The sequence below is a fragment of the Tardiphaga sp. 768_D3_N2_1 genome (genome assembly GCF_052076105.1).
Lineage (GTDB): Bacteria > Pseudomonadota > Alphaproteobacteria > Rhizobiales > Xanthobacteraceae > Tardiphaga.
Map to the genome: position 1 here is coordinate 2,475,629 of NZ_CP197245.1, position 20,604 is coordinate 2,496,232.

The following is a 20,604-nucleotide window of genomic DNA, read 5'->3' on the forward strand; positions in this document are numbered from 1 at the left end:
GTTAGTCTACGTCCTCGATCGCGCCAGGCGTTGTGCCGAAGGCGCGCTGCGCCAGCGTCGCCGCCATGAACTCGTCGAGGTCGCCGTCGAGCACGCCAGAGGTGTCCGACGTCTGCACACCGGTGCGCAGGTCCTTCACCATCTGATAGGGCTGCAGCACATAAGAGCGGATCTGGTGACCCCAGCCGATATCGGTCTTGGCGGCCTGATCGGCAGCAGCCTTCTCTTCGCGCTTCTTCAGCTCGATCTCGTACAGTCGTGCGCGCAGCATGTCCCACGCCTGCGCGCGGTTCTTGTGCTGCGAACGGCCGGCCTGACAGACCACCGCGACGCCGCTCGGAATATGCGTCAGACGCACCGCGGATTCCGTCTTGTTGACGTGCTGACCGCCCGCGCCGCCCGAGCGCATCGTATCGACGCGCACATCGGACTCGTTGATATCGATCTTGATACTGTCGTCCACGACCGGGAAGATCGCGACGGATGAGAACGACGTGTGCCGACGGGCATTGGAATCGTAAGGCGAGATACGCACCAGACGATGCACGCCGCCTTCGGTCTTCAGCCAGCCATAGGCATTGTGACCGGAGATCTGGATCGTCGCCGACTTGATGCCGGCTTCTTCACCCTGGGTCTCTTCAAGATACTCGATCTTGAAACCGTGCTTTTCAGCCCAGCGCGTATACATGCGCAGCAGCATCGAGGCCCAGTCCTGGCTTTCGGTGCCGCCGGCGCCGGCATGGACTTCGAGATAGGTGTCGAAGCGATCCGCCTCGCCAGAGAGCAGCGCTTCCAGCTCGCGGCGCGCGACCTCTTTCTTTAGCGCCTTGAGCGCATTCTCGGCTTCCGTCACGACGCCCTGGTCGCCCTCGGCCTCGCCGAGTTCGATCATCTCGATATTGTCGTCGAGTTCACGCGTGACCTTGCCGATGCCTTGAAGCGAGTCCTCGAGCGAGGTGCGCTCCTGCATCAGGCGCTGGGCCTTTTGGGGATCGTTCCAGAGATTGGGGTCTTCGGCGAGAGCGTTCAGCTCAGCCAGTCGTGCCGTGGATGCATCGACGTCAAAGATGCCTCCTCAGCAGCCCGACTGACTGCTTGATCTCTTCTACGAGGCGTTCGATTTCAGCGCGCATGGAAACTCTGATCTGGCGGCATCAGCCGCAATACGAATGGTGATCGGGATGTAGCGGCGTGCGCGGCAAAGCGCAATCCGCAAGGATCTGCTGTGGGTCAGATGAGCCTCAATACAGCCCGCCCGTTCCCGGCCGCATGAAACTGCGGTCGGTTTCCGGCGACACCGAGAGCGAACGACCATCCGCATCGGCGACACCGATCACGGAGTAGTTGTCCGGCGGTGCGGTACCCGGCTTGAAGGCCTCGAGGATGGTGCGGCCGCCATCGCCTGGTCCGGCGCGCATACCCGACTTGGCATCGACGCGGATCAGCTTGATGCCAGCAGGCACGCGGAACGGGACGGCTGGCTTGTCGGCGAGCGCAAGCTTCATGAAGTCCTTCGCGATCGGCGCAGCCAGCGCACCGCCGGTGGCCTTGTTGCCGAGGTTCCGGGGCTTGTCGTAACCGACATAGATACCGACCACCACGTCAGGCGAGAAGCCGATGAACCAGGCATCCTTCTCGTCATTGGTCGTGCCGGTCTTGCCGGCGATCGGCTTGCCGACTTCGCGGAGCACGGTCGCGGTACCGCCCTGCACGACGCCTTCCATCATGGAGGTGATCTGGTAGGCGGTCATGGCGTCAAGCACCTGCTCGCGGCGATCGACCAGCTGCGGCTCGGCCTGGTTCTTCCAGCCATCCGGCGCGTCGCAGCCGCGGCATTCGCGCTGGTCATGCTTGAAGATCGTATGCCCATAGCGATCCTGAATGCGGTCGATCAGCGTCGACTTCACGCGGCGGCCGCCATTGGCAAACATCGAATAGGCCGTCACCATCCGCATGACGGTCGTTTCACCCGCGCCGAGCGCGTAGGAGAGATAGTTCGGTAATTCATCATAGACGCCGAATCGCTTGGCATATTCGCCGATCAGCGGCATGCCGACGTCCTGCGCCAGCCGCACTGTCACGGTGTTCAGCGAGCGCATCAACGCATTACGCAGCGTTACCGGGCCGTAATACTTGCCGGTTGAATAATTTTCCGGACGCCAGACACCCGCACCCTGCCCCTGATCGATCTCGATCGGCGCGTCGACCACGACGGTGGACGGCGTGTAGCCATTGTCCATCGCTGCCGAATAGACCAGCGGCTTGAAGGACGAGCCGGGCTGACGATAGGCCTGCGTGGCGCGGTTGAACTGGCTCTGGTCGAACGAGAAGCCGCCAACCATGGCGAGCACACGTCCGGTCAAAGGATCCATCGCAACCATCGCGCCGGACACTTCCGGATACTGCCGCAGCCGGAACTGACCTTCGACGACAGAGCCGTCCTTGTTTGTGAGCGGATCCACATAGATCACGTCGCCCGCGGCCAAGACCTGCGACACGGCCGTCGGTGTTTTGCCCTTTGTCGGGCCGGCAGCGGGTTTGGCCCAGCGCACGCCGTCCAGCGTGAGGATGCCGGTCTGGCGATCCTTGAGCACGGCGCCGCCAAGTTCACGACCCGGCTGGAAGCCGATCCGTGCCGACTGATCGCTGACATCCAGCACGACCGCGAGTTTCCACGGCGCGATGTCCGACAGTGCCTTCACTTCGGCAAGTTTCACGCCCCAGTCGCCGGAGATATCGATCTTGTTGGTCGCACCGCGCCAACCACGGACCTCGTCGAAATTGATCAGACCATTAGTCATGGTCTTGCGGGCCATCAGCTGCATCTTCGGATCGAGCGTCGTTCGAACCGACAGGCCGCCCTCATAGAGCTTCTTTTCGCCGTAACGCTCAAGAATGTCGCGGCGCACTTCCTCGGCAAAATACTCGCCGGCAAAGATGTGACCCGAACTGTTGCGGCCGGTGACGCTCAGCGTCTCCTTGCGCGCCTTGTCGGCATCGGCCTGCTTGATCCAGCCGTTCTCCAGCAGACGATCGACCACATAGTTGCGGCGCTCGATGGCACGGTCGCGGTTCTTGACCGGATGCAGCGATGACGGCGCCTTCGGCAAAGCCGCGAGATACGCAGCTTCCGACACGGTCAGTTCGTTCACCGACTTGTCGAAATAGACAAGCGACGCGGCAGCGATGCCATAGGCACCGAGGCCGAGATAGATTTCGTTGAGATACAATTCGAGGATCTTGTCCTTCGAATAGGTGCGCTCGATGCGCATCGCCAGCAAGGCTTCCTTGATCTTGCGGGTGAACGACACCTCGTTGGTCAGAAGGAAGTTCTTTGCGACCTGCTGCGTGATCGTCGACGCCCCCTGCGGCCTGCGGTTGGAGCCGAGGTTCTGGGCGTAAAGCACCATCGCGCGCGCCATGCCCGAATAATCGAGGCCGCCATGCTCGTAGAAATTCTTGTCTTCGGCCGCAAGGAACGCGTTGATCACGAGCTTCGGCACGGCCTGAATCGGCAGATAGAGCCGGCGCTCCTTGGAGTATTCGCCGAGCAAAGCGCCGTCCGCCGCGTGGACGCGCGTCATGACCGGCGGCTCATAATCCTGAAGCTGCGAATAGTCCGGCAAGTCCTTGGAATAATGCCAGATCAAGCCTGCTGCGGCTGCGACGCCCACCAGGAACACCACGGTTCCTGCGGCGAACAAGAAACCCATAAACCGCACCAGCAGACGCATTATCGACGATCCGTTTCAATCGCTGTGCCGCAATATAGCATACGGCGGCCCCCATGGGCGCGAAGTCAGCAACAAGTCCCGCGGCAAAAATCAGCTAAGGAGACAACCCGAAATGGCCGTCAGTCTTGACCGATTCTGACGGCCGCACGGAAATTTTTATAGAGCGCCGGCTGTGGCCAAACTAGGGCTTTCACACTGAACGCTACGGCTTTCGTACTGAAAGATTTGTCGTTTTCAGTTCCGGCCCTCAGTTTCCGGGGCCAGCCGAGACCATTCGCTTGGCAAAAAAGCCATCGATCGCCTTGGCGACCGCGCCGACCGTCTTGGAGCGCCAGTTCTCGGACATCAGCTGCTGGAGGTCGTCCTTGTTGGACACATAACCCAGTTCGATCAGCACCGACGGCACGTCCGGCGCCTTGAGGACGCGGAAGCCTGCCGATTTCAGGGGATGCTTGTGCATCCGCGCCGTGGTCTTCATTTCGCCCACCACGAGCCGGGCAAAGCGGTTCGAGAAGGTCCGGGTTTCGCGCTGCGCCAAATCGATCAAGATGTCGGCAACGTCCGTTGGCTCTTCCGTCAGATTGACGCCGGCAATGGCGTCCGCCTTGTTTTCCGAGTCGGCCAGCCGCTCCGCCTCGGCGTCGGAGGCCTTGTCGGACAACGTGTAAACAGTGGCGCCCTGCGCATCCCCCTCACCACGCGGCAAAGCATCGGCGTGAATCGAGACGAACAGCGCGGCCGACTGATTGCGTGCGACCTTCACCCGCTCGTCCAAGGGAATGAAGGTATCGTCCGCACGAGTCATCACGATGCGGTATTTGCCGAGCTTTTCCAGACGGTCACGCAGAGCCAGACCGAAACCCAGCACGATCCCCTTCTCGCTCTCGCCGCCTGCCTGTGTGCCGTTGTCGATGCCGCCATGACCGGGATCGATCACGACGACCGGACGGGTGTCCGGCGCGGCATCGGGTACGGCGCTGGCAACCACCTTGGTGGCCACGGGAGACGCCGCAGCGGCAGCTCCGAGAGCGGGACGCAGATCCGGACGATTCTCGACTGCCAGCGCCTGCACGAAGGTGGTGCGATCAACCGACTCGAGCTCGATCACCATCCGGGCCGGCTGTCCGTTGGCGGGATCGAGGGCATAGGAATTCTTGATTTTCGCGGGTCCGGTCAGATCGAACACCATGCGCGACCCACCCGGCATCACCAGACCGTAACGGAACGCCTTGATCAAACCACGGGAGACCGTTCCGGCACCGGGATCGAGATGAAAGTTGACCTGGGGAAGGTCGATGACCACCCGATATGGATCAGCCAGCGCGAAAGCACGCAGCGGGATCTTTTTGTCCAGATCGAGAATGAAACGGGTCTGTTTTTCATCGCCAGCGATGCGCACGTCGGAGGCGATTGGAAACGAGCCTTCCACTTCCGCGCGTGGCGTCTCGCCGGCGGCACGGGTCGAGTCCGGGCACCAAAACAGCCCGAAACCGGCGCTAAGAAGCACCGTGGCCAGTCTGACGATGTGGTTTGCGCGGCTCGTCAACGAATCCACAGCCTCCGAAGCAGCCCCTCATTAACCCAATAGGATTGCAGGGTTAACCGGAGCTTAAGCCCATCGCATTGAATAAGCCTGAGTGTTGCAGCCTTGTGACGCTTCCCTTGCATGCGACCCCCATTCCTCGTATGTACGAAGAGCTGACGGTTTAACTCCCGGTTGTGTCGCGTTCAGCCTCCCGGTGCAGCGCTTGTTCCCCCGACTATCTATCGGTGGATCCAGCGTTTTCCGGCCTTCCCCTCTACAACCAGCGCAGCGCGCGGTTGCCCAGAGAGGCGGTCCTAGCCCAGGCGGTGTCCGGTCCCAGGTCCTTTCTCGCTCCCGGGGCGGCTTTAGACACTTCATAACCGATTATTCCGGCCTTACGGGTGGAGTATGCGACAGCCGGTGACCGCGTCCTGCGGCGCGCCGGACGTTAGCGAAAGGCGGCGCCTTTGCCGCCAAGATGTTCAGACGGGCCGACGCTTGATGCGCCAGACTGTGATGCCGACCGAGACCCAGGTGGGAACTATGCCGATGCGAGGCTCAAACCTCGCGCGTCGCCCCACACTGACCTCGCGATCGGCACGGCGTTCAGAGCTGTGTTTCGGCCTTCCCCTCACCCCCGAATCAGGTGGACCGTTGCGTCACTCGGCCGCGCGCTTCGCGCTTGCCGCCACGCTCGCCGTCCGCCTCCATGAGCCTCCAAATGCCAAACAAAATGTTGATCGATGCGACCCACCCGGAAGAGACCCGGGTTGTCGTGGTTCGCGGCAATCGCGTCGAAGAGTTTGATTTCGAGACTGCGCAGCGCAAACAGCTCCGCGGCAATATCTACCTCGCCAAGGTCACACGCGTCGAACCGTCGCTGCAGGCCGCCTTCATCGAATACGGCGGCAACCGCCACGGCTTTCTCGCTTTCAGCGAAATTCATCCCGACTACTACCAGATCCCGGTCGCCGACCGTCAGGCGCTGATCGAGGCGGATGAACGCGCGCACCGCGAAGCTGAGGAAGAGACCGAAAACCGCTCAAATCGGCGCCGCTCGCGCCATCGTAACTCGCGCCGCCGCGACCGTGGCGAGCGGGTGCAGAGCGATGTCGTCGACACGACAGCGATTGATCCGTCGCAGGCCGAACAGCCGCGCGATCCGGCCTTCGAGGTCCACAGCCATGCCCATGATGACGGGCATCACACTGCGGATCACGACCATCATGACCATGACGGTCATGAGCATACCCACGCGCATGAACATGCCGAAGGCGATCATGCACACGACCACGATCACGCCGCCGCACCGGTCGCGTCCGAGAGCGTCGCTGCCGAAGCTGCGGCTCCCGAGGTCGTCGTGTCCGCGGTCGTCGCATCCGAGCCTGAGACCGAACAGCCGGTTTCGGCAGGCTTCTCGCCTGCTCCGGTCGAAGCGGTTGCGGAGACGCCGGCACCGGTAGCTGCCGAAACCCACGATGATCATGCCCACGACGATCATTCGCACGATGAACAGCGGCAGGCCGCTCACGCCGAAGAAAACGCGGCGCATGCCGAGGACGCTCATCATGAAGAGCGCGCCGAAAGCGAGCACACCACCTCCGCTGACAGCGACGAACACGACGACGAGGAAGACGAAGAAGACGGCGAGGAAGAAGCCGAAGAGGATCAGGTCGAGTCCGTCGGCGGTGACGACGTTCTCGAGGAAGTTCCCGAGCGCGCCTTCCGTCCGCGTCGCCAGTACAAGATCCAGGAAGTCATCAAGCGCCGCCAGGTCATGCTGGTGCAGGTCGTCAAGGAAGAGCGCGGCAACAAGGGCGCTGCGCTGACCACCTATTTGTCGCTCGCCGGTCGTTACGCCGTGCTGATGCCGAACACTGCCCGCGGCGGTGGCATCTCGCGCAAGATCACCTCGGCGCAGGATCGTTCGCGTCTCAAGGAAGTGGTGTCAGATCTCGACGTGCCGGAAGGCATGGGGATTATCCTGCGCACCGCCGGTGCCTCGCGCACCAAGCCGGAAATCAAGCGCGACTTCGAATATCTGATCCGGATGTGGGAAACCGTCCGCGACATGACGCTGAAGTCGCAGGCCCCGACCCTCGTCTATGAGGAAGGCTCGCTGATCAAGCGCTCGCTGCGCGACCTCTACAACAAGGAAATCGACGAAATCCAGGTCGCTGGCGAAGCCGGTTATCAGGAGGCGCGCGACTTCATGCACATGCTGATGCCCAGCAATGTTCGCGCGGTGAAGCAGTATCGCGACGGCCAGCCGCTGTTCTCGCGCATGGGCGTCGAGAGCCAGCTCGACGCGATGTTCTCGCCGACCGTGCAGCTGCGCTCCGGTGGCTACATCGTCATCAACCAGACCGAAGCGCTGGTCTCGATCGACGTGAACTCGGGCCGTTCGACCCGCGAGCATCACATCGAAGACACTGCACTGAAGACCAATCTCGAAGCCGCCGAGGAAGTCGCGCGTCAGCTCCGCCTGCGCGATCTTGCCGGCCTGATCGTGATCGACTTCATCGACATGGACGAGAAGCGCAACAACCGCGCAGTCGAACGCAAGATGAGCGACTGTCTGCGGCAGGATCGCGCACGCATCCAGGTCGGCCGCATCTCGCATTTCGGCCTGCTCGAAATGTCGCGCCAGCGCATCCGCGCCAGCGTGCTGGAAAGCTCGACCGATATCTGCCCGCATTGCGGCGGCAGCGGTCACGTCCGCTCGGTCTCGTCGGTGGCCCTGCAGTTGCTGCGCGGTCTCGAAGAAACCCTGATGAAGGGTGCCACGCATAACCTCATCGTGCGCACCCGCACCGATGTTGCGCTCTATGTGCTGAACCACAAGCGCGGCCATCTGCGCGATCTTGAAAACAGCTTCAAGGTGACGCTCGCCGTCATTGCTGACCCGAATGTCAGTGGTCAGCAGTCCTTCGTGATCGACCGCGGCGAACAGGTCCATACGCTGGAAGCCGCCAAGGCGCTGCTCGCGGCGCAGGTCGCAGCCTTCCCGCCCCCGCTGGAAGAAGAACCGTTCGACGACGAAGACCTGTTCGAGACAGAAGCCGAGATCGAAACCGAGGAGACCGAAGGTCTCACCGACGACGAGACCTCGGGTGAAAGCGCCGCCGGCGAAGGCGATGGTGATGGCCGCAAGCGCAAGCGCCGTCGGCGCCGTCGTGGTCGTTCGGGTGAAGCCCGCGAAGGTGGTAGCGCGCCTGCCCGTGACGGCGAAGAATTCCCGGCAGCCAATGCAGCTTCGGTGGAAGGCGGCGCTGAGGGTGACGACAGCGAAGGCGAAGACGACGAGGCCGATGATCAGCCACGTGAAGCCCGCGCCGATCAGCCGGCCGATGGCGAGCGTCGCCCGCGTCGCCGTGGCCGTCGCGGTGGCCGCCGCCGGCGTGGTGGCAACGATGAGGGTTTGGCCGGATCGATTTCCGACGAATTCGGGCCGGCGCAGGCCCCGGAAGCAAGCGAGGCCGTGGCCGATCTCGACAGCCGGGACACGAGCAATAACGTGCAGCCTCACCAGCATACGGGGGCGGAGACCGTGACGTCCTATTCGGCGCCACAGCCGGAGACGGAACAGCGCCGTCACGATGCCGTGCCGATGTTCGCTCCAGCCGCGCCTGAGCCGACGCCGATTGCGACTGCTCCGGCCGTGGTTCAGGAAGCCGCACCTCAGGATGACGACAAGGCCGCCGCCCGCCGCCGTTCGACTGTGCGCGAGAAGGTCAACTTCGGCTCCTCGTCTCCAGAGCCGCAGCCCGTGGCAGCGCCTGTTGTTGCTGCACCGGAACCGGCTCCTGCTCCCGTTGCCGCGCCCGCTGCACCGGCCCCGGAAAGCCAGCCGCGCAAAGCCGGCTGGTGGTCACGCGCTTTCGGTGGCGGCGACAACTAAGCGCCGCCTGACACAGACAACGAAAAGCCGCCCGGCGGAACCGGGCGGCTTTTTTAGTGCTGCGATCTACTGCAGATCAGTCCGTCGTGATCGCGGTTTCCACGTCCGACGGATCGATCGACTTGTTCAGATTGGCATGCATCGTGTCGTGATCAAGCTCGCCTTCCCACCACGACACGAACACCGCAGCGATGCCGTTGCCTGTGATGTTGGTCAGAGCACGAACCTCGCTCATGAACTTGTCGATCGAGAACACAATCGCCATACCAGGTACCAGACGCGGGTCGACCACCGACAGCGTGGCTGCCAGCGTGATGAAGCCGGCGCCGGTGACACCCGAGGCGCCCTTCGACGTCAACATTGCCACGATCAGAATCGTGATCTGCTGGCCGAACGTCAGATCCACGCCGAGGGCCTGAGCGATAAACAAGGTCGCCAGGGTCATATAGATGTTGGTGCCGTCGAGGTTGAACGAATAGCCGGTCGGCACCACGAGCCCGACGACCGACTTCGAACAGCCCAGACGCTGCAGCTTCTCCATCAGCTGCGGCAACGCGCTTTCCGATGACGAAGTGCCAAGCACGATCAAAAGCTCATCCTTGATGTAGGCGATGAACTTGAAGATGTTGAAGCCGACGACGCGGGCAATGATGCCGAGCACGACCACCACGAACAGTGCCGCGGTTGCATAGAACAGCACGATCAGGCTCAGCAGGTTGGTAAGCGCTGCCGGACCGAACTTGCCGATGGTGTAGGCCATCGCGCCGAATGCGCCGAGGGGGGCTGCCTTCATGACGATGGCGATCACGCCGAACACGGCATGCGACGTCTCATCAATGATATCACGCAGCCTGTGGCCACGCTCGCCGAGCGCCATCAGCGCGAAGCCGAACAGGATTGCAAACAGCAGAACCTGCAGGATGTCGCCCCTGGCGAAGGCGCCGACGACGCTGTCGGGAATGATGTTGAGGACGAAGTCGACGGACTTCTGAGCTTCTGCCTGCTTGACGTAATTGGCGACAGCGCCCGCGCTGCCTTCGGTCTTGGTCACCAGACCATGGCCGACCTGGAAAAGGTTGCCCATCACAAGGCCGAGGACCAGCGCGAAGGTCGAGACGATCTCGAAATAGACCAGCGCCTTGATGCCGACGCGGCCGACCTTCTTGGCGTCCTGGATATGGGCGATGCCCGAAACCACGGTACAGAAGATGATCGGCGCGATCACCATCTTGATCAGCTTGATGAAGCCCTCGCCGAGCGCCTTGATCCAGTCATTGGTGGCGAACTGAGGCTCCAGCCACCCGACCAGCACGCCGATCACGATAGCGATCAGCACCTGAATATAGAGAACCTTGTACCAGGGCTTTTTGACCGGAGCAGCCGCTCCCGGACCCGCTGTTGCCGTTACCGCAGACATTCCGCTTCAACTCCCTGAGCATTTTTGCTGCCGCGGTCATTAGTCACATGGACGGCCTCTTGCAAGCCGCCACACGGAATTACTTGGGCGATTAACGAACAAATATCGCGCCCAGCGTTTAGCGATACCGGCGATCAACCATTCCGCGCAGGGCGGGTACCAGGATCGCGCCCAATGTGTTCTTCACCAGCGCGCCTGCCAGGAACGGCATCACGCCCACCAGCCACGCTTTCTCGGCGCCGAGTTTCATTCCGTAAGCCAGCCAGGCAAAGCCCATGGCCATGATCACGATGTGACCGAAGGCCATCGCAACGAACAGGCGGACCATCGAGCGATCCCATCCACGTTCGCTGAACCAGCCGGTAATGAACGAAGCAACGACGAAGCCGGACAGGAAGCCAGCCGTGGCCCCTGTGAGCGGTTTGAGACCGCCAACGGGCCCGGCGAACACCGGCAATCCCAATGCACCCACGGCGAGATAGGCGATGATCGTCAACGTGCCGAGGCGCCAACCATAGACGGCGCCGATCATCAAAACGACCAGCGTCTGCAGGGTCATCGGCACATATGGCAGCGGCAGATTGATCTTCGCCGAAACCGCCAGCAACGCGACACCAAACGCTGCCAGCACCACGGCACGGCGCGCAGCAGTAAAGCTCTCACCGCGGCTTGGCCACCACACACTGGCGATCGAGACATGGCGCGGGTGCGAGACGGATGCATCCATCGGCAAGACAGGCTCCCTCACTTCGGGCCGCCCTGCCTGAGCCATTTGCCGATCCGCGCGACCGCCTCATGCATGTCCTCGGTCGAGCTCGCATAGGAGAAACGAATATAGGACTTGCCGTGGATCGGATCGAAGTCGCTGCCGGGCGTTGCGGCGACATGCGCCTGTTCCAGCATCTGCTTGGCGAAATCGAAGCTATCCGACGTGAATTTCGACACGTCTGCATAGAGATAGAAGGCACCATCGGCTGGCAGGAAGTCTGTGAGGCCGGCTTGCGGCAATCCTGCGGTCAGGATGCGCCGGTTCTCCTGATAGCCATGCTTGATGTCTTCCATCTGCGCATGGCCATCGAACGCAGCTTCTGCCGCGATCTGCGACAGCGTCGGCACCGAGATCGACAGGTTCTGCTGCAGCCGTTCCATGGACCGCACCAGCGGTTTAGGCACGACCATCCAGCCGACGCGCCAGCCGGTCATGCAGAAGTATTTCGAGAACGAATTGATGACGAGGGCGTTCGGCGACAGCTCGGCTGCGGTCACTGCCGGGAATGCGTAATCGAGACCGTGATAGATCTCGTCGGAGATGAAGCGTATGCCCGCATCGTCGGCCGCGTGAATCAGGCTGGTCAGCGCTTCGCGCGACATCATCGTGCCGGTGGGATTGGCCGGGCTCGCAACCAGCACGCCCTTCAACGGCTTTTCGCGATGCGCGGCAAGCAGATCCTCCGCTGTCAGGGCATGGCGTTTGTCGGCATGGGTCTCGATGAGCACGGGCTCGCACCCCAGCGCGGTGAGAATGTGCCGATACGGCGGATAGCCAGGCACGGTGACGGCAACGCGGTCGCCGGGCTCGAACAGGGCCAGGAAGGACAGGATGAACGCACCGGAAGAGCCGGTGGTCACCACGATCTGCTCCGGATCGACCGTGGAGCCATAGACCTCGCGATAATGCCTGGAGATCCGCGCACGCAGCGACGGGGTGCCGAGTGCGGCGGTATATTCGATCCGCCCGTGCGCCAGTGCAGCCTGCGCGGCCTCAATGGCCACCTTCGGCGCGGGCGCTGCCGGCTGCCCGACTTCCATGTGAATCACATGCCCGCCAGCGGCCTCGATCCGCGCCGCGGCGGCCATCACGTCCATCACCATGAACGGGGGAACATCGCTGCGTCCGGACGCTGCAAGAAGGCTGTGTGCCCGGGCCTTGAGGATCGTATCTGGCATAAAAATCTGCTATCTGCGCGGCGTTATACACGTTACGGCATGGGAGCAACGCCGCGCTCCCGCCGCAATATTTGACTTGTTAGGGCTTATATCGAATCCGAACCCCGGCCAATGATGAAAGACCTGCAGCTGCAGCCAAAAAGGGCTGCATCTCGATTGTTCTCGAAGCTGACCACCCTGCTGACCGCGGCAGCATTGACGCTGACGCCAATGGGGGCCCACGCGCAGCAAGGCGGTGCCCCGCGCCTGCTGCGCGACGCCGAGATCGAACAATTGCTGCGTGACTATACGCGCCCGATCCTGCGCGCCGCAGGCCTCGAAAAGCAGAACATCCAGGTCGTCATCATCAACAATGCCAGCTTCAACGCCTTTGTTGCTGACGGTCGCCGCATCTTCGTCAATCACGGCGCTCTGATGCAGTCGCAGACGCCGAACCAGCTGATCGGCGTGCTCGCCCACGAGACCGGCCATCTCGCCGGCGGCCATCTGTCGAAGCTGCGCGAGCGCATGGCGCAGGCGCAGACCCAGATGGTTGTGGCGATGCTGCTCGGCCTTGGCGCCATGGCCGCCGGCGCGCGTGGCGGCAACTCCAATGGCGCTGCCGGCAATATCGGTGCCGCAGCGGTCGCCGCGCCGCAAGCGATGATGATGAATACGATGCTGTCCTATCAGCGGCAGCAGGAAGAAAACGCTGACCGCGCCGGCGTCAAATTCCTGAACCAGACCGGCCAGTCGTCCAAGGGCATGTACGAGACGTTCCAGCGCTTCGGCGCCGACAGCCTGTTCGCGGCGCGCGGAAGCGACCCGTATATGATGTCGCATCCGATGCCCCGAGAGCGCGTTGCGGCTCTCGAGGAGCTTGCCAAGTCGAGTCCCTATTGGGACAAGAAGGACGATCCGGCGCTCATTCTGCGCCACGAGCTGATGCGCGCCAAGACCGCCGGTTTCATGGAGCAGCGTGACACGGTGCTGCGGCGCTATCCGCCATCCGACACCAGCCTGCCCGCGCAATATGCCCGCGCAATCGCTACCTATCGCCATGGCGATCTGCGCGTGGCCGTCGAGCAGATCGATGCCCTGATCAAGGTGCAGCCCAACAATCCATACTTCTACGAGCTACGCGGCCAGGCACTCCTCGAGGGCGGCAAACCCAACGAGGCGATCGCGCCGCTGCGCCGCGCGGTGCAGCTCTCGAACAATGCGCCGCTGATCGAGATGATGCTCGGCCAGGCCCTCGTCGCCTCCGACAACAAGGCCTATACTGACGAAGCTATCCGCATCCTGCGCGCCGCCATCGCACGCGAGAGCGAAGCCCCCGCCGGCTACATGCAGCTCGCCATGGCCTATGGCCGCAAGGGCGAACTCGCAGAGGCCGACCTGGCCTCGGCCCAGGCTGCCTTCCTGCGCGGCGACAACAAGACCGCCCGCGACCTTGCCTCGCGCGCCAAGGCGCGGTTTGCCGTGGGTACGCCCGGCTGGGTGAAGGCCGATGACATCATCGCCGCGAAAATGCCGGGGAAGAACTAGCCCGCCTCCTCTGCAATGTTCTGCAATAAATGGCGGCCGATCCGTAATCTTTCGCAATTTGGCTGACAATTTGTCTCACTACGCATTGTCCCGAATTCTTGGGGGACATCGCGATGCGTACGAACACCATCAACCTCGTGTTGAAAATGATATGCCTGCACGCTCTGACAGCAGCTGTCGCTGGATGCGCCACGGCCCAACTTGAGACATCAGGGTCTCTTGCCTCGTATAACGACCTCGCGCCTGCCGACGGCATCACCACCAAATCCAAGATGCGCGTCGACAAGGCCGGCGTCCTGGCGGCCAGGAGCGTCAGCATCGTCCCGACGTCCTTCTCTCAAGCCGCATCTCGTGCCACCCTCACCGACAAGCAACGTCGCGTCATTGCAAATGCCGTCGACCGCTCCGTCTGCATCGGACTGAGCGACCGCTTCAATGTGGTTCCGTCGGGACAGCCCGCCGACCTGACCGTGCATGTTACTGTGACGCGGGTGACCGTCACCGATGCAGGCGTCGCTGGCGCAGCAAAAGTTGCCTCCGCAGCACCAATGTTCATCAGCGCCGGATTCCCCATCATCGTGCCTCGGATCCCGTACGGCATGGGCGGCCTGTCGGTCGAGGCGGAAGCCCGCGACATACAAGGCCAGCAGAAAGCGGCATTCGTCTGGGCCCGCGATGCCGACATGTTGACGAGCAAGCCGCGCGTTGCGGCATCCGGCGATGCCTACGATCTGGCGGACGAGTTCGGCGCAGATTTCAGCAAGCTCCTCATTACCGGTGAAAATCCGTTCGACAAGAAGCTGTCCGTGCCCAGCATGCAGCGCGTGAATTCGGCCTTTGGAGGGAAGCCCAAATACGCCGCCTGCGATGCTTTCGGACGCACCGGCATTCCCGCCTTCATCGGCGGGAAGATCGGAGCACCTCCCGAGTGGAACGACGACGCGATGCCGGTGACAGAATGACCGGACATGCTGACAGTGATTACCGTCCTCCCGCCCAAGACAGCTATGCTACGACAGTAACAGCCACATTGAACGAACAAGCGCCTGGAGCCGGATGCCGCCCAATGCAGACCATGTCTCACATCCTCATCGTTGATGATGATCTTGCAATACGAAAACTGCTGGGGCGCTATCTGACCGAACAAGGCTACCGCGTATCCATCGCCTCCGATCAGCGAACGATGAAGGAAGCGCTGCAGACCAATGAGGTCAACCTGATCGTTCTCGATGTCCTGCTCCCCGATGGGTCTGGACTCGATATCTGCCGCGATCTTCGGCGGGAGGGCTCCGAGGTCCCCGTCATTCTGTTGACCGCGCTGAAGGAGGACGTTGACCGGATCATCGGCCTCGAAATCGGCGCAGACGATTATCTCGGCAAACCGTTCAATCCGCGCGAGCTGCTCGCTCGCATCCGCGCGGTGCTTCGCCGCAAGGTGACGCAGGATATCCAGCTCTCCCAGGTGATCGAACATCATTTCGGCAGATTCAAACTCCATCCCGGCGCGCGGCAGTTACTGGACGAAAACGGGCATCCGTTCGATCTCACGACAGCCGAATTTGAACTGTTGCTCGTGCTCGTCAGGCGACCGGGCCGCCTGCTCTCCCGTGACCAACTGATCGAACTGACGAACCGCAGCTCCGACGACGTGTTCGATCGCTCGATCGACGTGTTGATGAGCCGTTTGCGCAAGAAGCTTGGCGACAATGACGATTTCCAGTTGATCAAAACCGTTCGCAACGGCGGTTACATTTTCTCGGCACGCGTTGAAACCATTGGCGCAGACACATGAACTCCATACGCATTCGATTTTCCCTGATGCTGGTAGGCACCGTTCTGAGCGTGGTGATCCTGGCAACCGTTGTCATCTCGCAAATGGTCACTGGCCTGGTTGAACAAGGTTTTCGCGACGCCCTGGCTTCTCGCGTCGCGGCGTTTGCCAGCACTATCAAGATCGAGGGAAATGATGCGATTTTCCATCTCCAGCCGACGCCCATCGAGGGAAAGCTTCTGGAAGCGCAGACGAACCTTCTGCAGGAAGCATTTCAGAAATCACAGGCCAATTTCGACATTTTCGTCAAGCAAACACCGGACGGCCGACGATGGGCATCTATCAAGATGGGCCCCGGCTGGCTGAGCTGGCCCATACGCGAGAATGCACCGCCTCCTGAAGTATGGTGGGGCCTCGCCGGCTGGATGATACTGATCACGGTTGGCGTCATCGGCGTCGCTCTTACGGTCGCCCATCAGACGACGAAGCAGCTTAAATTGCTGCAGAGCATAGCGATGTCCGTTGGCAAGGACGGCATGCTGCCCGTGCTCAAGGAAGAAGGGTCTATCGAAATCAAGGCAACCGCCCAGGCACTGAACATGATGGGCGCAAGTCTGAAAAAAGCGATGGACAGCAAGATCAGACTTGTGGCCGCCGCGGGGCACGATTTGCGGACGCCCATGACACGCATGCGTCTGCGCGCCGAATTTCTCAACGAACGGGAGCGTGAGGAGTGGCTGCAGGACCTCGATGAAATGGACCGCATTGCCGACAGTGCCATCCAGCTTGTTCGGGAAGAGACAGTCGGAAAAGGAACCGAACGCGTCAGAATCGACGAACTCGTCGGGGACGTTTGCGCTGAACTGATCCTGATCAAGATGCCGGTGACGATTGCCGGACTCGATCCGGGCAGCGTCAAGATATCGCCGCTCGCGCTCAAGCGGGCTTTGCGTAATCTCATCATCAACGCCGCGACACATGGCGGTGGCGCAATCGTGAGTCTGGAAGCCCGCGAGGGATTTGCGGTCGTCATCATCGACGACAACGGCCCCGGCATTCCCGAAACATTCCTGGCAAGTGCCTTCGAACCGTTCTTTCGCGTCGACCCGGCCCGCCGCCAGCCAATTCCCGGCGCCGGGCTCGGCCTGGCTATCGCCAAGGAAATTGTCGAACGGCAGGGAGGCACGCTCCAGATCGAGAACCGGCAGCCTCACGGGTTAAGGCAGACGCTTTCCATTGAGCTCGATAGCGCGAATGTATCATCGGTCGCAGCCTGAACGACACACCCGCCATGCGACCGCACGATACTGTTGCAGACGATCACTGCTGAATGATCCTTCGTAGGCAGTACCTGTTTCAGCCGGACCACAGGATCATCGCGATCCCGAAGACGAGCAGCGGGTAATACGCGATCTCCACGCTCAGGAACGCAATGTGTTTTACGCGAGACCAGAGGCGCCGAGCGGATATCCGCATCCGGCAGCGTTGCAAAGACGGCGTTAGAGCGATGCGACACATCTAGCTACCCTGCCCCCTCAACCCTTCCAGGTTCGATTGAAATCCACTGGTCGAACCGCCCTTGGCGCGACCGTAGGCGTAGAGCTCTTTCATATAATCGGTATCGAAATTGATCGGATCGCTCGTAGTGAGCTTGCCCGCCTCGATGGTCGTCGCTTTGAAATCCCAGCCGTTGCGTTTGCAGAAATCATATGTCGCGATCATCGCATTGCGCGTATTCGCCTTCACCGAGGTCTGAAACGAGCGCGCCACGATCGGAAGCGTCAGATCCGATGTATAGGAGACGTCCGGCGACAGCTTGCCATTAACGATCACGAAGACCCGAGACTTCGGAACCAGCGATCCCGCATGGGCCGTCAACACGCTTTCCGGCACAGCCAGAATATTCGATGTCACGCCACCATCGACATGCATCTCGGAATACATGTTTCCGCCGGACTCGACGGCGATCAAGGCTGGCGGGAAAATCCCGGGGATGGCGGCTGATGCAGCGAGAACGTTTCGGAACAACTCATAGCGGCCAGGACTATCGCTGCTTGCGATCTCCCCCATGTTCCAGAGCGTCGTCCCTTGAGTGTCGAGGTTCGTGGTGGCCACGATGAGCATCTTGCCCTTGCGATACCGTGCGCCGACCGCATCGATGATCCGATCATCGGCATATTTCGCGATGAGGTCTTTCATCGGTCCTGCCTTGAAGACGCCAGATCCGACAACCGCGTTGATCCCCGCAATACGCATCAAATTTTCAGTCGCGCCGCTGGTGAAGATCGCTTCGAGACGACCGTCATAGCTCGGGCCGAGAAACGCGAATGGCGCGATCAGGGCGCCAACGCTGGAGCCGGTGACGATATCGAAATCCGGGCGCAGCCCGGAGTCGGACCAGCCTCTCAGGAAGCCTGCGCCATAGGAGCCGTCAGCGCCGCCACCGGACAAGGCAAGGATGGTGAGCGGCGCGGTGCCACGCCGCGATCCGGCGAAGATGCGATAGCCGTCGTCGGGCGATATCCTGGCCAACGGGATCTGCGGGATCGTCGCCTGCGCGCTTGCGATCAGCGGCGCGCGCGGCAGCGACGCGCAAGCCGACAGCAGTAGCGCCGCACAAATAATGGGAAGCGTCGCGCGAGGCATCACGCGCACTCTGCAACGATCAGAGTGAATCTTGAAAATTGGGCCATGCAGGTTTCCATGTCCGGAAACTCTTGCACGGCTGATTTGCCATTTTTTTGCGCGTTTATGTCATTATGTTTCGCGCGGCGACTGCAAACCGAATGCGACAATTCCATCCGCGCGCCCGCGAATGGGAAGATGACCGAGTGCACTGACGGTGAATGGGAGTGCCGAGGCAAAGCAATCCATCGCCGCCTTTGATGCGACAAAACCGCCCTCTACACCACGACTGAGTTCTTCGAGCCGCGAGGCAGTGTTCATGACGTCGCCATTGAAGACGATCGCGCGTTTGACGTCGCCGATTTCGCCGATGATCACCGGCCCAAAATGCAGGCTGCCGCGAATGCGGGGCGCTGTGCCAAACTCGCGCTCAAACTGCCCCGCCTTGCGCGCCAGCTCGTCGCGCATGGCCATAAAGCAGCGCAACGGACGGCAATCAACCGCACCGTCCCGCTTCGGCCAGGTCACGATCATTTCGTCGCCGACATAGGCGAGCACCTCGCCACGATAGTCGACGACCGGGAGCGATAGCAGGCGAAAGGTCTGATCGAGGAAACGGTGGATACCGACGCCGCCAAGTTGCTCGGCCAGGCTGGTCGAGCCCGCAATATCCACGAACAGGACGAAACGCTCTTCCTCGACAGGCGCATGATAGCGCCCGGTGAAGAAGTTGAGCAACGCGCGCCCGCCGACGAGATTGGTGATTGCCAGAGCCAGATTGAAGACGATGGAGACGATGACGGAGTAGACGAGGCTCGACCAGAACGTATCCTCCGCGATCTCTACCGTTCGCCCGATCAGCACATCCGCAAGCCGAAACCATTGCACGGCCAGAATCACGGCAGCATAGAACGCACTCTTGATCAGCAGGCTGGCGGTGAAGGAGCGACCGCTTAGCCAGTTCCGGATCGGACCGTCGGCCACGATGATTTCGAAGCCGCCCAGAACCGTGCTGATCACCAATCCGACGACGAACCCGGGCAGAATCGGCAGATCATGGGTGGCACTGAACGCGACGCCGGCAACGCCGCCAGCGGCGACAATCGTCGCGAGGACCCTTAGCTTGCGTTCGAGTCTGGCGTTCATGATCCCCTCCCACCGGCGCTGCCGATGGGAGGGTATATCAGATCGAGTCTTACGCCTCGATTTCCATGAGGTCCTTCGCGACGACGATTGGGCCGCTATAGTGCTTCCTGGCGTCGGCAGCCCACATCTCGTCGGTGATCGACGGATCGTCGCCGGGCACGAAATGCGTCATCACCAGCTTCTTGACCTTGGCCATCGCAGCGATTTTGCCCACGTCTTCGGTGGTGGTGTGCGACGCCAGGAGATGTTCCTTCAGTGTCGACGCGTTCTTGACGCGAGCGACCATCTTGTCGACGCCGGGCACGTAGATCGTTTCGTGGATCAGCACGTCGGCCCCTTCGGCGAATTTCGCCAGCGCCGGATTGAACGAGGTGTCGCAGGCATAGACGAAAACGCCGTCCGGGGTCTCGAACTTGTAGGCGAAGTTTTCGGTGATCGGCGGATGCGGCGTCTTGAACGCGGTCACCTTGACCTTGTCATTGCTCATCACCGGCCCTGACTCCCTGATGTCTTTCGATACCAGCAGCTTGCGCGGATCAGGCTTGCCCTCGTCGGTGATGCGGATATCGACGTCGAACTTGATGCTTTCCCAATAGGCCTTGGTCAGCGCTTCCATGCCGATCGGTGCGAATGCTTCGACCGGGTGATTGAGGCCGGCCGACCAGCCGCCATAGACCATGTTGCCGAATTCCAGCACGTGGTCCGAATGCAGATGCGTCACGAATACATAGCGCAGGTCGGGCAATGCCACCTTGGCTTCGACCAGACGCTTGGTCACGCCGGGGCCGCAATCGACCACGTAAGGCACATCATCGACGATCAACACATTGGCCGGATTGGAGCGGCCGAGGCCGACACGCGGGCCGCCTTTGGTGCCGAGACAGATCCAGCGGGCGCGCTTCTTCGGCGTCTGAGCCAGTGCGGGCGCAACTACGGGCGTGACGGCTGCCGTGCCAACGGCTGCGCCGGCCAGAGACAGTTTGAGAAGCATACGCCGATCGAGGGTCATGA

Annotated in this window: 14 protein-coding genes; 5 read left to right on the forward strand and 9 right to left on the reverse strand. The window is 61.6% G+C overall.

The genetic code is table 11. From position 1 onward, the window contains the following. Position 1 precedes the first annotated feature (1 nt). The 3 genes from prfB to AB8A27_RS11470 form a co-directional block, all read right to left on the reverse strand. A protein-coding gene (gene prfB, locus AB8A27_RS11460; RefSeq protein WP_139212551.1) for a peptide chain release factor 2 occupies positions 2-1,133 on the reverse strand; the annotation gives its coding sequence in 2 pieces (ribosomal slippage) (positions 2-1,063 and positions 1,065-1,133; 1,131 coding nt in all). Positions 1,134-1,241: 108 nt separating this feature from the next. Beyond that, entirely contained in the window at positions 1,242-3,734 is a 2,493-nt protein-coding gene (locus tag AB8A27_RS11465) for a penicillin-binding protein 1A (RefSeq protein WP_092143507.1), read from the reverse strand. A gap of 247 nt (positions 3,735-3,981) precedes the next feature. After that, positions 3,982-5,280 carry an N-acetylmuramoyl-L-alanine amidase gene (locus AB8A27_RS11470; RefSeq protein ID WP_441242003.1) on the reverse strand — a complete coding sequence of 433 codons (1,299 nt, stop codon included), beginning with the start codon at positions 5,278-5,280 and terminating at the stop codon, positions 3,982-3,984. Positions 5,281-5,980: 700 nt separating this feature from the next. Here AB8A27_RS11470 and AB8A27_RS11475 point away from each other — a divergent pair. Continuing rightward, positions 5,981-9,160, forward strand: a complete 3,180-nt coding sequence (locus AB8A27_RS11475; RefSeq protein ID WP_441242004.1) for an Rne/Rng family ribonuclease — start codon at positions 5,981-5,983, stop codon at positions 9,158-9,160. Positions 9,161-9,236: 76 nt separating this feature from the next. On the opposite strand, the gene AB8A27_RS11480 is transcribed toward AB8A27_RS11475, so the two are convergent. From AB8A27_RS11480 to AB8A27_RS11490, 3 genes are all read right to left on the reverse strand, one after another. Beyond that, positions 9,237-10,577: a dicarboxylate/amino acid:cation symporter gene (locus tag AB8A27_RS11480; RefSeq protein WP_441242005.1), complete on the reverse strand. Its 1,341-nt coding sequence runs from the start codon at positions 10,575-10,577 to the stop codon at positions 9,237-9,239. A gap of 118 nt (positions 10,578-10,695) precedes the next feature. Next, a complete protein-coding gene (locus tag AB8A27_RS11485; protein ID WP_441242006.1) occupies positions 10,696-11,304 on the reverse strand; it encodes a biotin transporter BioY in 609 nt (202 codons plus the stop codon). A gap of 17 nt (positions 11,305-11,321) precedes the next feature. Further along, positions 11,322-12,524 (reverse strand): pyridoxal phosphate-dependent aminotransferase, encoded by a 1,203-nt coding sequence (locus AB8A27_RS11490; RefSeq protein ID WP_441242007.1) that lies wholly within the window; start codon positions 12,522-12,524, stop codon positions 11,322-11,324. A 111-nt stretch (positions 12,525-12,635) separates the two neighbouring features. Between AB8A27_RS11490 and AB8A27_RS11495 the strand changes: the two genes are divergently transcribed. The 4 genes from AB8A27_RS11495 (at position 12,636) to AB8A27_RS11510 (ending at position 17,099) form a co-directional block, all read left to right on the forward strand. Next, the gene (locus AB8A27_RS11495; RefSeq protein ID WP_441242008.1) at positions 12,636-14,051 is read left to right on the forward strand and encodes a M48 family metalloprotease; all 1,416 of its coding nucleotides are present in this window, start codon (positions 12,636-12,638) and stop codon (positions 14,049-14,051) included. 113 nt (positions 14,052-14,164) lie between these two features. Next, complete coding sequence (locus AB8A27_RS11500) at positions 14,165-15,013, forward strand: DUF3313 family protein (protein WP_441242009.1); 849 nt, start codon at positions 14,165-14,167, stop codon at positions 15,011-15,013. Further along, complete coding sequence (locus AB8A27_RS11505) at positions 15,010-15,843, forward strand: response regulator (protein ID WP_441242010.1); 834 nt, start codon at positions 15,010-15,012, stop codon at positions 15,841-15,843. Before AB8A27_RS11500 ends, AB8A27_RS11505 begins: the two co-directional genes overlap by 4 nt. Further along, the gene (locus AB8A27_RS11510) at positions 15,840-17,099 is read left to right on the forward strand and encodes an ATP-binding protein (protein WP_441242011.1); all 1,260 of its coding nucleotides are present in this window, start codon (positions 15,840-15,842) and stop codon (positions 17,097-17,099) included. The genes AB8A27_RS11505 and AB8A27_RS11510 overlap by 4 nt, the downstream gene beginning before the upstream one ends. Before the next feature lie 241 nt (positions 17,100-17,340). On the opposite strand, the gene AB8A27_RS11515 is transcribed toward AB8A27_RS11510, so the two are convergent. From AB8A27_RS11515 to AB8A27_RS11525, 3 genes are all read right to left on the reverse strand, one after another. Continuing rightward, positions 17,341-18,468 (reverse strand): patatin-like phospholipase family protein, encoded by a 1,128-nt coding sequence (locus AB8A27_RS11515; protein ID WP_441242012.1) that lies wholly within the window; start codon positions 18,466-18,468, stop codon positions 17,341-17,343. A gap of 111 nt (positions 18,469-18,579) precedes the next feature. Continuing rightward, a complete protein-coding gene (locus AB8A27_RS11520) occupies positions 18,580-19,593 on the reverse strand; it encodes an adenylate/guanylate cyclase domain-containing protein (RefSeq protein WP_441242013.1) in 1,014 nt (337 codons plus the stop codon). Between the two features lie 49 nt (positions 19,594-19,642). Beyond that, positions 19,643-20,602, reverse strand: a complete 960-nt coding sequence (locus tag AB8A27_RS11525) for an MBL fold metallo-hydrolase (protein WP_441242014.1) — start codon at positions 20,600-20,602, stop codon at positions 19,643-19,645. Between the last annotated feature and the right edge of the window lie 2 nt (positions 20,603-20,604).